At 43.6% G+C, this 14,783-nt stretch carries 13 protein-coding genes; 9 read left to right on the top strand and 4 right to left on the bottom strand.

The window, feature by feature from the left end; genetic code table 11:
- The first annotated feature begins 103 nt into the window (after positions 1-103).
- The 6 genes from ACTQWB_RS09440 to ACTQWB_RS09465 all read left to right on the top strand — a co-directional run bounded on the left by ACTQWB_RS09440 (position 104) and on the right by ACTQWB_RS09465 (position 6,150).
- Positions 104-1,087 carry a D-ribose ABC transporter substrate-binding protein gene (locus ACTQWB_RS09440; RefSeq protein WP_441501006.1) on the top strand — a complete coding sequence of 328 codons (984 nt, stop codon included), beginning with the start codon at positions 104-106 and terminating at the stop codon, positions 1,085-1,087.
- A gap of 95 nt (positions 1,088-1,182) precedes the next feature.
- Positions 1,183-1,770, top strand: coding sequence for a DUF2291 family protein (locus ACTQWB_RS09445; RefSeq protein WP_441501007.1), 588 nt, complete (start codon positions 1,183-1,185; stop codon positions 1,768-1,770).
- Between the two features lie 14 nt (positions 1,771-1,784).
- Positions 1,785-3,323, top strand: a complete 1,539-nt coding sequence (locus ACTQWB_RS09450; protein ID WP_441501008.1) for a sugar ABC transporter ATP-binding protein — start codon at positions 1,785-1,787, stop codon at positions 3,321-3,323.
- Positions 3,324-3,342: 19 nt separating this feature from the next.
- Positions 3,343-4,389 carry an ABC transporter permease gene (locus tag ACTQWB_RS09455; RefSeq protein ID WP_441501009.1) on the top strand — a complete coding sequence of 349 codons (1,047 nt, stop codon included), beginning with the start codon at positions 3,343-3,345 and terminating at the stop codon, positions 4,387-4,389.
- A 128-nt stretch (positions 4,390-4,517) separates the two neighbouring features.
- A complete protein-coding gene (gene rbsD / locus ACTQWB_RS09460; protein WP_441501010.1) occupies positions 4,518-4,919 on the top strand; it encodes a D-ribose pyranase in 402 nt (133 codons plus the stop codon).
- Between the two features lie 232 nt (positions 4,920-5,151).
- Positions 5,152-6,150: a LacI family DNA-binding transcriptional regulator gene (locus ACTQWB_RS09465; RefSeq protein ID WP_441501011.1), complete on the top strand. Its 999-nt coding sequence runs from the start codon at positions 5,152-5,154 to the stop codon at positions 6,148-6,150.
- Positions 6,151-6,347: 197 nt separating this feature from the next.
- Here ACTQWB_RS09465 and thrH read toward each other — a convergent pair whose 3' ends face one another.
- Positions 6,348-6,953, bottom strand: a complete 606-nt coding sequence (gene thrH / locus ACTQWB_RS09470) for a bifunctional phosphoserine phosphatase/homoserine phosphotransferase ThrH (protein WP_441501012.1) — start codon at positions 6,951-6,953, stop codon at positions 6,348-6,350.
- 354 nt (positions 6,954-7,307) lie between these two features.
- Here thrH and ACTQWB_RS09475 point away from each other — a divergent pair, with 354 nt between their 5' ends.
- A complete protein-coding gene (locus ACTQWB_RS09475) occupies positions 7,308-8,990 on the top strand; it encodes a phospho-sugar mutase (RefSeq protein ID WP_441501013.1) in 1,683 nt (560 codons plus the stop codon).
- Positions 8,991-9,094: 104 nt separating this feature from the next.
- Here ACTQWB_RS09475 and ACTQWB_RS09480 read toward each other — a convergent pair whose 3' ends face one another.
- The 3 genes from ACTQWB_RS09480 to ACTQWB_RS09490 form a co-directional block, all read right to left on the bottom strand.
- Positions 9,095-10,147 carry a HigA family addiction module antitoxin gene (locus ACTQWB_RS09480; protein WP_441501014.1) on the bottom strand — a complete coding sequence of 351 codons (1,053 nt, stop codon included), beginning with the start codon at positions 10,145-10,147 and terminating at the stop codon, positions 9,095-9,097.
- 29 nt (positions 10,148-10,176) lie between these two features.
- Positions 10,177-10,473, bottom strand: coding sequence for a type II toxin-antitoxin system RelE/ParE family toxin (locus ACTQWB_RS09485; RefSeq protein WP_441501015.1), 297 nt, complete (start codon positions 10,471-10,473; stop codon positions 10,177-10,179).
- Positions 10,474-10,632: 159 nt separating this feature from the next.
- Positions 10,633-11,412 (bottom strand): helix-turn-helix domain-containing protein, encoded by a 780-nt coding sequence (locus tag ACTQWB_RS09490; protein ID WP_441501016.1) that lies wholly within the window; start codon positions 11,410-11,412, stop codon positions 10,633-10,635.
- A gap of 264 nt (positions 11,413-11,676) precedes the next feature.
- Here ACTQWB_RS09490 and ACTQWB_RS09495 point away from each other — a divergent pair, with 264 nt between their 5' ends.
- Both ACTQWB_RS09495 and ACTQWB_RS09500 read left to right on the top strand, forming a co-directional pair.
- Complete coding sequence (locus ACTQWB_RS09495; RefSeq protein ID WP_441501017.1) at positions 11,677-13,389, top strand: glycoside hydrolase family 2 protein; 1,713 nt, start codon at positions 11,677-11,679, stop codon at positions 13,387-13,389.
- 272 nt (positions 13,390-13,661) lie between these two features.
- Positions 13,662-14,639: a LacI family DNA-binding transcriptional regulator gene (locus ACTQWB_RS09500; protein WP_441501018.1), complete on the top strand. Its 978-nt coding sequence runs from the start codon at positions 13,662-13,664 to the stop codon at positions 14,637-14,639.
- Positions 14,640-14,783 lie beyond the last annotated feature (144 nt).

A 14,783-nucleotide genomic window follows, 5' to 3' on the forward strand; every position in this document is an offset into this window, starting at 1 on the left:
TGAAATATTTGTGTAAACGTTTATAATCAAGATATCAGCAGTACAGAAAAGAAAATGACTGCAAACGAGATCTTAAATTATTTTTTTCAAGGAGGAAGAAATTATGAAAGCAAGAAAAGCAATGGCATTAGCAATGACAGCAGCTATGGTTGGAGGTTTAATGGCAGTTCCGGTAATGGCAGAAGAGAACGCTGAATTACTTCCAGGCGGCGGAAGCAAGATCATTTACTGTATCACACCTTCCACATCCAACCCATTCTTCAACACCGAGCAGGTAATCGCTAAGGAGAAAGCTGAAGAACTTGGATACGAAGTAAAATGTGCTTCCCATGATGATGACGCTGCTACACAGCTTGAGCTTTTCGAAGCAGCTATCAATGATGGCGCAGCAGCAATCATCTGCGATAACGCTGGAGCAGATGCTTCCATCGAAGCAGTTCAGAAAGCATATGATGCAGGAATCCCTACTTTCCTTATTGACCGTGAAATTAACAAGTCAGGACTTGCAGTAGCACAGATCGTAGCAGATAACGCACAGGGTGCAGCAGCAATCGCTGAGTGCTGGGTAGAAGCAATGAACTACGAAGGCAAATACGCAGAGCTCCTTGGACTTGAGTCCGATACAAACTGTCAGGTTCGTTCTGATAACTATCATTCCGTAATTGATGAGTATGAAGATCTTGAAATGGTAGCTCAGCAGTCAGCTAACTGGGATCAGACAGAAGCTTATGAGAAGACAGAAGCTATCCTTCAGTCTAACCCAGAGATCACAGGTATCATCTGTGGTAACGATACAATGGCATGTGGTGCTGTTCAGGCTTGCCTTGATGCAGGACGTAACGATATCAAGATCATCGGCCTTGACGGATCTGACGAAGCAAACGCTTACATCAAATCTGGTGACATGGTTGGTACCGCACTTCAGCAGATCGCTCTGATTACTGAGATGGCAGTTGAGCAGGCAGACGCTTATCTGAACGGAACAGCTCCGGAAGAAGAGAAACAGCTTGTTCCTTGTGTAGCTATCACAGCTGAGAATTCAGATTGTCTGAACGCATTCGTTTACACAGAGCCAGATGCTGAATAATAGAAAATAAGAAGCTTTGGTAAAATCAATAGTATGAATTTAGAAGGCGGTGCGCCAGCGCCGCCTTTTATAATAGAAAGCAGGGAGAGAAAATTATGAAAAGCAGACGAATTTTGGCAGTTCTGGCCGCATGTACAGCAGTAACCCTTACGGGCTGCGGTGTCGTAACCGTAGTTCCCATCGGAGAAGAAGGCTCCTATACCGGTAAGCAGGAATTTGATTCTGCAGCAGAATCCGAAGGTGACTGGGGAGCAGTTGTATCCGACATTTCCGGAAAAGCACAGGACCTTGCAGAAGTATTAAATGGTGATGGCATTACAGAAACAACCGCAGTAAAAGGCACAGGAAAAATCAAAGAATATAATACAGACACCCCGAAACATTATCTTGTAGTAGAACTGGACGGTTACACTGGAACTGCAGAAGTCCAGGTGCGTACAGACGGCCCGAACTCCAGTACCGCGATCCGTGATCTTCAGTCCCTGAAGAACTTCGAGAGCTTTACCAATCAGACAGAATGGTCCAGCTATGGAAAAGAGCTGAATAAGCAGGCGCTCTCACAGGTAATCGATCCACTTGGAATTGACGACAGTGTAGTCGGCAAGACTGTTACATTCACAGGCGGCGCAGAAGCCGGTAAAGATGCAGTATCTGTTACAGCAGTCGAGCTGACGATTGAATAAAAGGAGGAAGCATTATGTTTGACGACCCGAATGTTGTTCTCCATTGTGAAAAAATAGATAAAATTTACCCCGGAACCAAAGCTCTTGATCAGGTTTCCTTCGATCTTCTCAAAGGCAAGGTAAACGTTCTGATCGGAGAGAATGGAGCCGGCAAATCCACTCTGATGAAGATGATCGCTGGTATCGAGCAGCCTTCAGCAGGCAAGATGTACATGGATGGACAGGAAGTTTACTTCAAAGATACTAATGCTGCCAGAGCAAAAGGTATCGGGATTATCCACCAGGAGCTGTCCCTTTTCCCGAATATGACAGTATACCAGAATATTTTCATGGGACATGAAAAGAAAAAAGGTATTTTCCTGGATGACAAAGCACATTCAGAGGGCGCTAAGAAAATCCTGAAACGTCTGGAGCATGAGATTCCACCGGAAACCATGGTAGGAGATCTTCGTGTGGGACAGCAGCAGATGGTTGAAATCGCGCGAAACCTGAATCAGGATGACCTGCGGGTGCTGATCATGGATGAGCCTACATCCTCTCTTTCCGCAGCAGAGGTTAAGGTCCTTTTCAAGATCATGAGAGAGCTTCTGGAAGCAGGAATTTCCATCGTATATATTTCCCACCGTCTGGAAGAGATCATGGAGATCGGTGACCACGTAACCATTCTCCGTGATGGAAAATACGTTGCAGATGCTGATGTAAAAGATATCGAGCTTAGCTGGATCGTAGAAAATATGGTTGGAAAGAATACCCAGTATCACCGCTTCGAGAGAAGCATTGACCTTTCCAAACAGCCGAAGGTGCTGGAAGTGAAAGACTTGTGCCTTCCGAAAAAAGGCGGCGGCTGGACTCTTGACCATGTAAGCCTGGATCTGAAAAAAGGCGAGGTTCTCGGTATTTATGGACTTCTTGGAGCTGGTCGAAGTGAGCTGTTCGAGTGCCTGATGGGACTTCATCCGGAACATACCGGCGAGGTTCTTTACGAGGGCAAAAAGCTGAACATCAAGGATGTTGCCACCCAGATCAAGAATGGTTTCGCCCTTGTACCTGAGGATCGTCAGAGCCAGGGCCTGATCCAGACTCTTGATATTGGAAAAAATACATCTATTTCCTCTCTGAAGGATTATGTAAAAGGTCTGTTCCTGAATGAAAAAGCAGAAGATGCGGCAGTTGACGAGCAGATCAAAGATATTCATATTAAAGTGGCGGATAAGAGACTTCCAATCCTGTCTCTGTCCGGTGGAAACCAGCAGAAGGTCGTTATTGGCAAAGGACTTCTGACCAGGCCGAAGATCTTACTTCTGGATGAGCCTTCCCGTGGTATTGATATTGGTGCGAAGACAGAGGTCTTCGAGATCATTCACGACCTTGCGGAAAAAGGACTTTCCATTATCGTTATCTCATCTGAGCTGAAAGAGATCATGGCCATCGCAGACAGGATCTGTGTACTGTCCAATGGTAAAAAGACCGGCGAGCTGACCGGTGATGAGATCACAGAAGACACACTTGTACGTACATCTTATGCCGGACTTGGAACCGGAAGAAACGCGTAAGCCGGGGAGGAGCAAAATAATGAATAACAAAAAATCAAATAATAATCAGTTGTTAATGACCCTTTTAAAAGGACGTACCTTTATCGTATTGGTACTCCTGGTTATCTTTTTCACCATTGTAAAAGGTACCACATTCCTGTCAGCTTCCACACTGACCATGGTTGCGAAGCACGTGGCTCTGTACGGAATCCTGGCACTTGGTATGACCTTTGTAATCATCACAGGCGGTATTGACCTTTCTGTAGGTTCTGTAGTCGGACTGGTTGGTATGCTTGCCGGCGGTATGATCCAGGAAGGTATTACCCTGAAATTTGCTGGTGTAACTCTTTATTTCAGCGTTCCGGTGATCGTGATTTCCATGCTGGTTGTGGGCTGTATCATCGGTGCAGTCAATGGTCTTATTGTAACAAAGTTAGGCGTAGCACCATTTATTGCTACCCTTGGTACCATGTATATCTGCCGTGGTTTCGCGAACCTGCGTTCCAACGGTGCAACCTTCTCAGACATCAAAGGTTATGACGGACTGGGAAATACAGGCTTCAAGGTTCTCGGAAGCAACATCGCAGGTATTCCTACCGGTGTTTACATTTTCGTAGTTCTTGCGATTATTTCCGTAATCATTCTGAAAAAGCTTCCATTTGGATGGTATGTACTTGCTGTTGGTGGCAATGAGAAATCTGCCCGCCTTTCCGGTATCAAAGCTGATAAGATCAAAATTATCGTTTACATGATTTCCGGTTTCTGTGCAGCATGGGTTGGTATGATCAACACCGCACAGCTTTCCGCAGCACATCCGGCTTCCGGTGATGGATGGGAAATGAACGCCATCGCAGCTACTGTACTTGGTGGAACATCCATGAGTGGTGGTTCCGGAACCATCATTGGAACTGTAGTTGGTGCATTCGTTATCGGTGTTATCAATGATGGTATGACAATGTGTGGTGTATCCGAGTTCTGGCAGAAGGTTATCCGTGGTCTGGTTATCATTCTTGCAGTTGTAATCGACCAGACACAGAGAAATCTCCAGGCGAAGATGGCACTGCAGGCAAGAAACGAGAATAAATAATTGGTAATTGCCCGGAAGTGGCTAAAAACAGTCGCGATAATGAGGATATTTATCTAAGTATTCGAAACAGTTGCGAAAAATCAAAAAAAGATTTATAGTAATAAATCAGAGAAGCAGGAGGAATAAGCGTGAAAAAGTCAGGAATTTTAAATGCCCAGCTGATCCGCTGCATTGCAGAGCTGGGACACAAAGACCTGTTTATGATCGGTGATGCAGGAATGCCAATTCCCAAAGGTGTGGAGATTGTTGACCTGGTTGTATGTGGAGGAGTTCCTACCTTTAAACAGGTAATGGATGCGGTATTGGCGGAAACTGAGGTAGAAGCCTACACCATTGCCAATGAGATCGAGGAAAAGAATCCGGAGCTTCTTGCATATATTCAGCAGAGCCTTCCTGAGGCAGAGGAGAGCAGAATTGACCACATAGACTTGAAGAAAATGTCTGCACAGTGCAAATTTGCGATCCGCACAGGTGAATTTACACCGTATCCGAATGTAATTTTGAGAGCGGGAGTTGCTTTCCCGGCATAAAGGTGATGAGAGAAGACGCTGCAAAAGACGGGGGAACTTGTCTGGCAGCGTCTTTTTGCGTAATAATTTGCTGCTGGGGAAAGCTGGTTTCTGCAAGTAGTGAGACCAGACATGTTTTGTTAAATATTCCAGCAATCTGTATTCCTGATGTTGTACTAGAACCCTACCAAAGGACGAAATAAGTAAGTGGGGCTGGCAGATTGCAAATGTTTTTTACATAGGAGGAATCAACATGAAGGTAAGTGTGAGAAAAATCAGCGAGATTACAGGATTTTCTCCGGCAACCGTATCGAATGCATTAAATTATAAAAAAGGTGTGAATGCTGAGACATCCGCGAAGATTTTTAAAGTTGCCCGGGAGCTTGGCTATTATGAAGAAAATCATATCCGCAAAATAAAATTCGTAATGTTCAAAAGGGACGGCTCCGTGGTAGAGGATTCTCCGTTTTTTATCCAGCTGATTTCCGGAGTGGAGCAGGAATGCCGCGCCTGTGGAATGGAAATGCAGATGTGCAATCTGGACAAACGTGATCCTGGATGTCAGGAGCAGGCGAAATGGATCATGAATGATAAAGCTTCTGCCGTGATCCTTCTTGGAACAGAGATGGTGGATGCAGATATCGACCTGATCCGGGGAATGACCTGTCCGTTTATTGTGATCGATTATTGGAAAGAAGACATGAGCTTCGATGCCATGCTGATCAATAATGCTGATTCGGCTCGTATGGCAACGGAATACCTGATTGCCAACGGACATAAGGAAATCGGTTATCTGCGCGGAAATTTCCGCATCAAACCGTTCAGGTCCCGCTTTGCAGGCTACCAGACTGCGTTACAAAAGGCGGGGTTAGGGCTGAATAAGGATTATATTTTTACCATGTCAACTACCATTGATGGGGCGTATGAGGATATGAAGCACTGCCTGACCCAGAAGGTGAAACTGCCGACAGCATTTTTTGCAGACAATGACATGATCGCCCTTGGCGCCATGAAGGCTATGGCAGAGTTTGGAATCCGGATCCCGGAGGATATCTCCATTGTGGGATTTGATGATCTTACCTTTTCCTCTATTTCCTATCCGCCGCTGACAACACTTCGGGTGCCGAAGCAGGAGATGGGAAGGGCAGTTGTACGCAGGCTGCGGGATATTCTGAAAGATAATGACGGTACAAAGATCAAGATGCAGATGTGTACCCAGTTTATTGAGCGAAAAAGCGTTAAGAAAATATAGAATCAGTTCGAAATGATTGATTTGGAATGATATGTGGAAAAATAAAAAATCCTGCTTTCGGTAATTGGAAAAGCAGGATTTTTATTTTTTGATACTGTTTGTAGTAAATTGTGACGCATATCTTGTCCCAAGTCTTTGGAAGACACGTTTAAAGATATTTGGAAAAATCTTTTGGTTTATAGTAAAAAGCGCTTGTCTTACGCGCGGATTGCCTCCATAATCGCCTCATACAGCTCATCATAAGTCTCATATGCCGGGATTTCCGGGTATTCTACCTTAATAGCATCAGTACTCTTAAAGAGGAAACCGGCCTTACTTGCCTGAATCATGCCAAGGTCATTATGGCTGTCGCCGCTGGCGATGGTGTCGTAGCCAATAGACTGCAGGGCTTTGACAGTGGTATATTTGGATTTCTCACAGCGCATCTTGAAGTCTGTGATTTCGCCGTTTTCACCGACTACCAGAGTGTTGCAGAAGATGGTCGGGTAGCCAAGTTTTTTCATAAGAGGGCCTGCGAACTGGGAAAAAGTATCGCTGAGGATGATCACCTGGGTCTGTGCTCTTAATTTGTCCAGAAATTCCCTGGCACCAGGAATTGGGTCGATCTTTGCAATGGTCTCCTGGATTTCCTTCAACCCAAGTCCATGCTCTTTCAGAATGTTCAGACGATATTTCATTAATTTATCGTAATCGGGCTCGTCTCTTGTGGTTCTTTTTAATTCCGGAATGCCGGTCTCTTCGGCAAATGCGATCCAGATCTCCGGGACAAGTACACCTTCTAAGTCTAAGCAAACAATTTCCATAATATCCTCCGTTCTGCAGCTGCGAAATTCACGAAAAGTATTTCGACATTTTAACAATTCTTTTTCACACTATCTTATTATAGCGTAAAAATGCTGGGAGTGCCATATAAAAATGAGGGAATTTACGAGGAAATCAAAAATTATGGGATTGTATTGCTATGTGTCGTGGGTGTTCCTGCAACCGTCAGATATGTTTGTGCTGAGGATAGCCAGAATTTGTCGAAAAATAGAGAAAAATTGTCCGACAGAAATTCCACCCTCATCTTGCCGTTTCGTAAAAAATGTGGTATATTATTAATATCTGTAGTAATAATAGACAAAATTAACAGAATAACAATGGCAGGAGTGGTTAAAATGTATAACGAAGAGTACAAGCGCTGGCTGGCAGCTGATCTCGAAGATGCAGATCTGAAACCGGAATTATCTAAGATTGAAGGAAACGACGAAGAAATCAAGGAACGCTTTGCAGTAGCCCTGAAATTTGGTACAGCAGGCCTTCGTGGTGTCCTGGGAGCAGGTACCAACCGTATGAACATCTATGTAGTACGTCAGGCTACACAGGGACTTGCCAACTGGGTGAAGACACAGGGCGGTACCCAGACCGTTGCCATCAGCTATGACAGCCGTCTGAAAAGTGACGTATTTGCCAAAAATGCAGCAGGAGTACTGGCTGCCAATGGAATCAAGGTCAGAATTTACGATGCATTAATGCCTGTACCGGCACTTTCCTTTGCGACACGCTATTATGAGTGCAATGCAGGTATCATGGTTACAGCATCCCATAACCCTGCTAAATATAATGGATATAAGGCTTATGGTCCAGATGGCTGCCAGATGACAGATGACGCAGCTGCTATCGTATATGACGAGATTCAGAAGACAGACGTTCTTACCGGAGCGAAATACATGTCTTTTGCAGAGGGTGTTGAGGAAGGTCTGATCCGCTTTGTTGGTGATGACTGTAAGCGGGCTCTTTATGATGCCATCGAATCCCGCCAGGTTCGTCCAGGTCTTTGTAAGACTGCCGGCCTGAAACTGGTTTACAGCCCTCTGAATGGTTCCGGACTTGTACCGGTTACCCAGATTCTGAAAGACATCGGAATCACAGATGTTACTATCGTTCCGGATCAGGAATATCCAAACGGATATTTTACCACATGCAGCTACCCGAACCCGGAGATCTTCGCAGCTCTGGAACAGGGACTGAAGCTTGCCAAGGAGACTGGCGCAGACCTTATGCTTGCTACTGACCCGGATGCAGACCGTGTTGGTATCGCTATGAAATGCCCGGATGGTTCCTACGAGCTGGTTAGCGGTAATGAGGTTGGAGTTCTCCTTCTTGATTACATAGCAGCAGGTCGCATTGAGAAAGGCACAATGCCGAAGAACCCTGTAGCAGTGAAATCTATCGTATCCACACCTCTGGCAGACGCTGTTGCAGAGCATTATGGCGTAGAGCTCAGAAGCGTGCTTACCGGATTTAAGTGGATCGGCGACCAGATCGCACAGCTTGAGGCAGCTGGTGAGGTAGACCGCTTTATCTTTGGATTTGAGGAGAGCTATGGATACCTTGCAGGACCATATGTACGTGATAAGGATGCAATCATCGGATCTATGCTGATCTGCGAGATGGCTGCTTATTACAGAAGCATTGGAAGTTCTCTGAAGCAGAGACTTGAGGAAATCTATGCACAGTATGGCCGTTACCTGAACAAGGTAGACAGCTTTGAATTCCCAGGACTTAGCGGAATGGATACCATGGCAGGAATCATGCAGAAATTCCGTGATAACCCGCCGGCAGAGATTGCAGGTTACAAGGTAGTAAAGGTTACAGACTACAAGAAACCTGAGGAGACCGGACTTCCGGCAGCCAATGTGCTGATCTACAAGCTGGAGAATAACGAGACTGTTGTTGTCCGCCCATCCGGTACAGAGCCGAAGATCAAGATTTATTACACCACACTTGGTAAAGATCTTGCTGAGGCAGAGGCTGAGAAGGAGAAACTGGCGAAAGCACTGGAGCCAGAACTGGCATAAAAATAACAGTGCCAGAGACAATTATATAGAATAGTAGATAACGGCCATATCGGAGAGGCTTCCGGTATGGCCGTTGCTAAGATGAATAATGCTTCTTTTACTGATTATGCTGATAATGCATATTTGGTCTTTAAATCATTGCAGCGATTATAGTTTATGAAACCTTCCTTTTGCAAGCGTCCGACAACAATTCCACAAAGAATATTTTGTTTCTGGGCAAAAGAGCAAATGGATGCTTTTGAAAAATCATTCTTGGAAGTAAATGCATTGAATTCTGCAGTTGGAATTAATATTTCTTTTGCAAAACTGTCAGCGGCATCTTCGTCTTCATCGGTTGTGCCATTTGGCTGATTGATGTGGCCTAGTAAAATATGACCAAGTTCATGGAATAGGCTAAACCAGAATTTATCTGCATCTTTACCACGGACTGTTAATCCAACAACTATTTTATTTCCATCATAGAAAGTTGCTCCATGTAAGAAAGAGCCACCAATATGAGGAAGGAAAACGAGTGCAATACCACAGCTGGCCAAAATCTCAATCAGTTTAGGACAGAAGTCGGCAGGATTCATTGTCGTCATGCTTCTGATTTGTGGCAGTTTTTTCTTAAGGGTTCTTAAATCAATTAATGAAGTTTCGATAGTACGCGCTTCTAGCTTGGCTTTCTGTGCCCATGCTAATAGAGCAAGATTGCCTTTTTCTGTTTCGACCAGTCTACGACATGCGATTTTTGATAACTGCATATCTTCGATAATTTCGAGGTTTACAACTTCAAAATATTTTCTAAGATAAATTACCTTTTCGGTTGCGTCTCTGGTCTCGGGTACCCAGCCATTCTTTGACATTTCATGATAAGGTAACTTTTTGGCAAGTTCTTTATCAGCGTCCATTTCGTTTTCAGCATTTGCTTTTATAAGTTTTTCACGGTAAGTAGTTTCTAGATTGTTCCAAAACTTAGCAGGAACACCTAGTACCATTTCTAGACGAACAGCAACATCTGGAGTCAACTGAACTTCGCCATTAATTAATTTGCTAATATGTTTTTCGGACATACCCATGCGTAAAGCCAATTCTTTCTGGCTAAGTCCTCTATCAAGCAACTGCTCTTTAATAGTTGCTCCCGGTGGTGTTGCAATAAAACTGCGACTTTTCACCATCGTAATACCTCCTTGAGTGAAATGGAAATTTAATGGTAATCCACAATTTCCATTACGTTAGCAATTTGAATTTCATTCCCTATTTTTTTAAAAACCAGTCGGTAGGGATGAACTAAATCCATTGCGTACTGACTTTTTCGATTGCCTTTTAATGGATGACATCTTCCGATATGAAATTGGACCATTTCTTCAACGGTATCGGCGGCATCTATTTCATCTATACGCTGATGGATTTTTTCGGCCATTTCTGAACCGTATTTCTTTTCGGCTTCGCTTGCGATTGTACACACCTTTTCAATCTTGCGAGTTTTATATGTTATTTCCAATCCATCACCTCTTTCGTGGTTTTTACCTTTGAGGTAAATATATTATATTCTGATTAGCTACATGTGTCAATGATTTAAATTAACCTAACAGGTAAATCCAAAAGAGGAAATTTGCATAGAGTGCAAAACTAAAATATATGTTGCATGGTATAACGGCTTTTATGTTGTGCGCTCTCTTTTCCGGTAAGCTGCCGGTGAATAGCCAGTCCACTTTTTAAACTGCCTTATAAAATGAGTGGTATTTTCATATCCCAGAAGATAAGAAATATCTTCAATCTTTTTAGAGGTAGAGAGAAGCATATTTCTGGCGCTGTTTACCCGGGCTTCGATCAGGTCGGCTGTAGGCGTGATTCCGTAAATGGATTTATAAATATTGTAAAATCTGGATTTGCTGAATCCCACCTCTGCCGCCATTCTTTCCACCGACCATTTTTCCTGAAGACTGATAAACATTTTTCCGCGAAGTCTGCGAAATTTTTCTGTGATTTCTGTGTCAAAAACGGGCTCTGATTCTCCGGATACTGCCCGGTCAAGCTTTATAAAAAGTTCCTGGAATTTCAACTGGATCAGTGCATCCCGGTTTGCTCTGGCATTATAAAATTCGGTTTCCAGTTCTCGGGTCAGATCCGTGATAAATTCTGTCTGGGAAGGATAATACAAGGTATCTAATTCCAGACTGATATTTTGTAAAATGGGCTCCATATCACCGTGAAAATGAATCCAGTCATGGATCATTGGCGTGTCGCTCTCGAAATGCTGAGGGGTACCAGGGCGGAAAATAATTACGGAATGGGGTTCTGTTATTATGCTTTTCCCATTATAGGTCAGTTTCATGCTTGTGAAAAAATGGAGAAACGTATATTCCGGATGTCCATGCTGACGGTCAATGTAAAGGGTACGCTCCGGATAGGCGTGCCTTAGCTGGGATAATTCTATCATAAAAATTCTCCTTTCAAACAGGCTCTAGGACGTGCAAATTGCAGGAATGGTTTTTTAAACTGGCTCTAGTATCATTTTAAAAACAATAGTAGGATATGTCAACTTTTTCAGGGCAATAGTACCTTGTAAAAAACTGGGAATTTTATATTATTGAAACAAGAAAAGTTCTTGAACTTGAGGAAGCTAAAAAGCCTTTAAAAAACACAAATCGTTTTTGGGGAAAAATCAGAAAACATATTTCAGAAAAAGAAAAGGAGAATTCAGATGATTTACAGAGCAGAACATCCGAAACCGCAATTTATGCGTGAAAACTGGCAGAATTTAAATGGAGACTGGAATTTTGAACTGGATCCGGGATCCAGCTGGGAAGAAAGAGGCCTTTATAAAAATGTGGCGTCCTATTCCCGCCACATTCAGGTTCCCTTTTGCCCGGAAAGCAAGCTGTCCGGAATCGAATACAAAGATTTTATGAATTCTGTGTGGTATTACCGTGAGGTGGAACTGGAAGAAAGCCAGCTTCAGGGACGGGTGATTTTACACTTTGGTGCAGTGGATTATATGGCAACTATTTATATCAATGGGACGAAATGCGGAAGCCATAAAGGCGGATACGTTTCTTTTGCTGTAGATATTACGGAGCATGTGAAGGCGGGAACCAATACCATTATTGTAAACGCAGTGGATGACACCCGGAACCGTCTGATTCCTTCTGGAAAGCAGAGTGAAAAATACAATTCTTATGCCTGTATGTACACCCGCACAACGGGAATCTGGCAGACTGTATGGCTGGAATTTGTGCCGGAAAACTACATAAAGAAAGTAAAATATATAACAGACGTTGAATCTGGAACCCTTACAATTATAGCGGAACTTGCCGGTAAGGGGACTTTTTTGGCAGAAGCTTTTTATCAGGGAAAACAGATGGGAAATGCCAGCCGGATCTCAGAAGGCGGCATGGCAGTTCTTACCCTCAGGCTTCAGGAAAAACATTTGTGGGAGGTTGGAAATGGAAGGCTGTATGATCTGGTGCTCACGTATGATAAGGATGTGGTAAAAAGCTATTTTGGCCTTCGTTCCATCCGGCTTGAAGACCGGAAATTTCTTATAAATGGGAAATCGGTATTCCAGCGTCTGGTCCTGGATCAGGGATTTTATCCGGATGGGATTTACACGGCACCATCTGACGCAGAACTGGAAAATGATATTAAGCGTTCCCTGGCAATGGGATTCAACGGCGCCCGCCTTCATGAGAAAATCTTTGAAGAGCGCTTCCTGTATTATTGTGACCTGCATGGCTATCTTGTATGGGGAGAGTTTCCGAACTGGGGACTGGATCATTCCTATGCAGACAGCATTTACGGAGTGCTTCCGGAATGGCTGGAGGAAGTGGAAAGGGATTTCAACCATCCTGCCATTATTGGCTGGTGTCCGTTCAATGAGACCTGGGACCAGAACAACAGAAAACAGTTTGATGAAGTGCTTGCCACTGTCTATAAAGCAACGAAAGCGGCTGACCCTACCAGACCTTGCATTGATACAAGCGGAAATTACCATGTGGTGACAGATGTTTACGATCTCCACGATTATGAGCAGGATCCGGCTGTTTTTGCAGAGCATTATAAAGAGCTTGGAAAAACAAACAGATTTAATTTCCCACAGGCCTTGGAAGAGCGGCAGACCTATGACGGGAAAAGTCCGTTTTTTGTAAGCGAATACGGCGGAATCGGCTGGAGCCTTAAGGGGGATGCATGGGGCTATGGAAATATTCCGGAATCACCGGAGGCATACCTTAAGCGCCTGAAGGGGCTTACCGATGTGCTTCTGGACAATGAGAATATGTTTGGGTTCTGTTATACCCAGCTTACCGATGTGGAACAGGAACAGAATGGTTTATATACCTATGACAGGAAACCGAAATTTGCCCCGGAAGTTATTCGAGAAATTTTCGCCAGGAAAGCAGCTGTGGAAGAAGCGTAGTTATAGTATGTCTGACAGAATTTGCAGGCAAACAAAATAGTAGAAATAAGTATAACAGAGGGATATTATACGTAAGTGAAAGATTTCGTGTAATATCCCTCTTTTTTACAATGATTTTTACAAAAAACATGTAAAATCATTGATAATTTTACTAAAATAATGTAAAATAGAAAAATACACATGGTCGGGGAAAGCTCTTAGAATATGGAAAAAATCTGCTTGGCTCTGGAACAGTGGCAAAAACATAAAATAAAATTGTGGGGGAAAATAATATGGTAGGAATCAAAGATATTGCAGAGGCAGCAGGGGTTTCCATTTCTACAGTTTCCAATGTGATCAATGGAAAGCGGAACGTGGGAAAGCGTACCAGGGAAAGAGTACTGCAGCTGATCGAGGAAATGGACTACGTTCCCAATGAAGCCGGGAAAATGTTGAAAGGAAAGGATAACAATACGATTCTGTTTGTGTTCAGTGATTTTGACAGGAATTTTTATCTGGAAGTCATAAAAGGCGTAAATGATTATCTTAAGAATAAAGATTACGATCTCCTCATCTGCACCCAGCGGTCCTGCGAGAAATTTATGAGAAATAATATGAGCAGCGGCTGTATTGTTCTGGATATTGGCTTGAAAGACAGCACCATATTGAGATGTGCAAATGAGAATTATCCGATCATAGCACTGGATAGAAATGTATTTTCCCCCTATGTAAAGAGTGTAATCGTAGACAACTATCCACCTATGTGCGAAATGCTCCAGAGCATTATAGACAGCGGTTACCGGAGATTCGCATTCCTAAGCGGTGTGGAGAACAGTCTGGATAATATGGAGCGCTACCGGGCATTTCGCGATACACTTGAGAAAAATAACATCCATTTTCCCCAGAAAAATTACTTTGTGGGAGACTACCGCGAGGAAAGCGGATATACAGCAGGCAAAATAATATCCCTGACGGACAATCTGCCGGAAGTCCTGGTCTGTGCCAATGATAATATGGCCATCGGTGCAATGAAAGCATTTAAGGAAAACGGAATCCGTGTGCCGGAGGATATTGCGGTAACAGGCTTTGATGATGTGGACCGCGCCCAGGAAATAGGCCTTACGACGGTCACGGTCCCGGATTATGAGCGCGGCTATCTGGCAGCCCTTTATCTGCTGGAAGTCTTAAATGGCAAAGAGGTTGCAAAAACCTTCCAGATATCCCCAAAAGTAAAGATGAGAAAGACTGTTTTAGTAAAAAAACAAAAATAAAAGGTAAAATAGTAAAATGATTAGTAAAAACCTGTGTTGAAATTGCCCAATAGACGGTTGAAACACAGGCTTTTTTGTGCATTTTTACAGCAAAAAGTACTGAAAATGAGCAAAACGACGGAAAAACGATGAAAACCAATTGAC

The sequence above is a fragment of the Blautia sp. HCP3S3_H10_2 genome, assembly GCF_052122375.1.
In the GTDB taxonomy this organism is placed as follows: domain Bacteria; phylum Bacillota; class Clostridia; order Lachnospirales; family Lachnospiraceae; genus Blautia_A.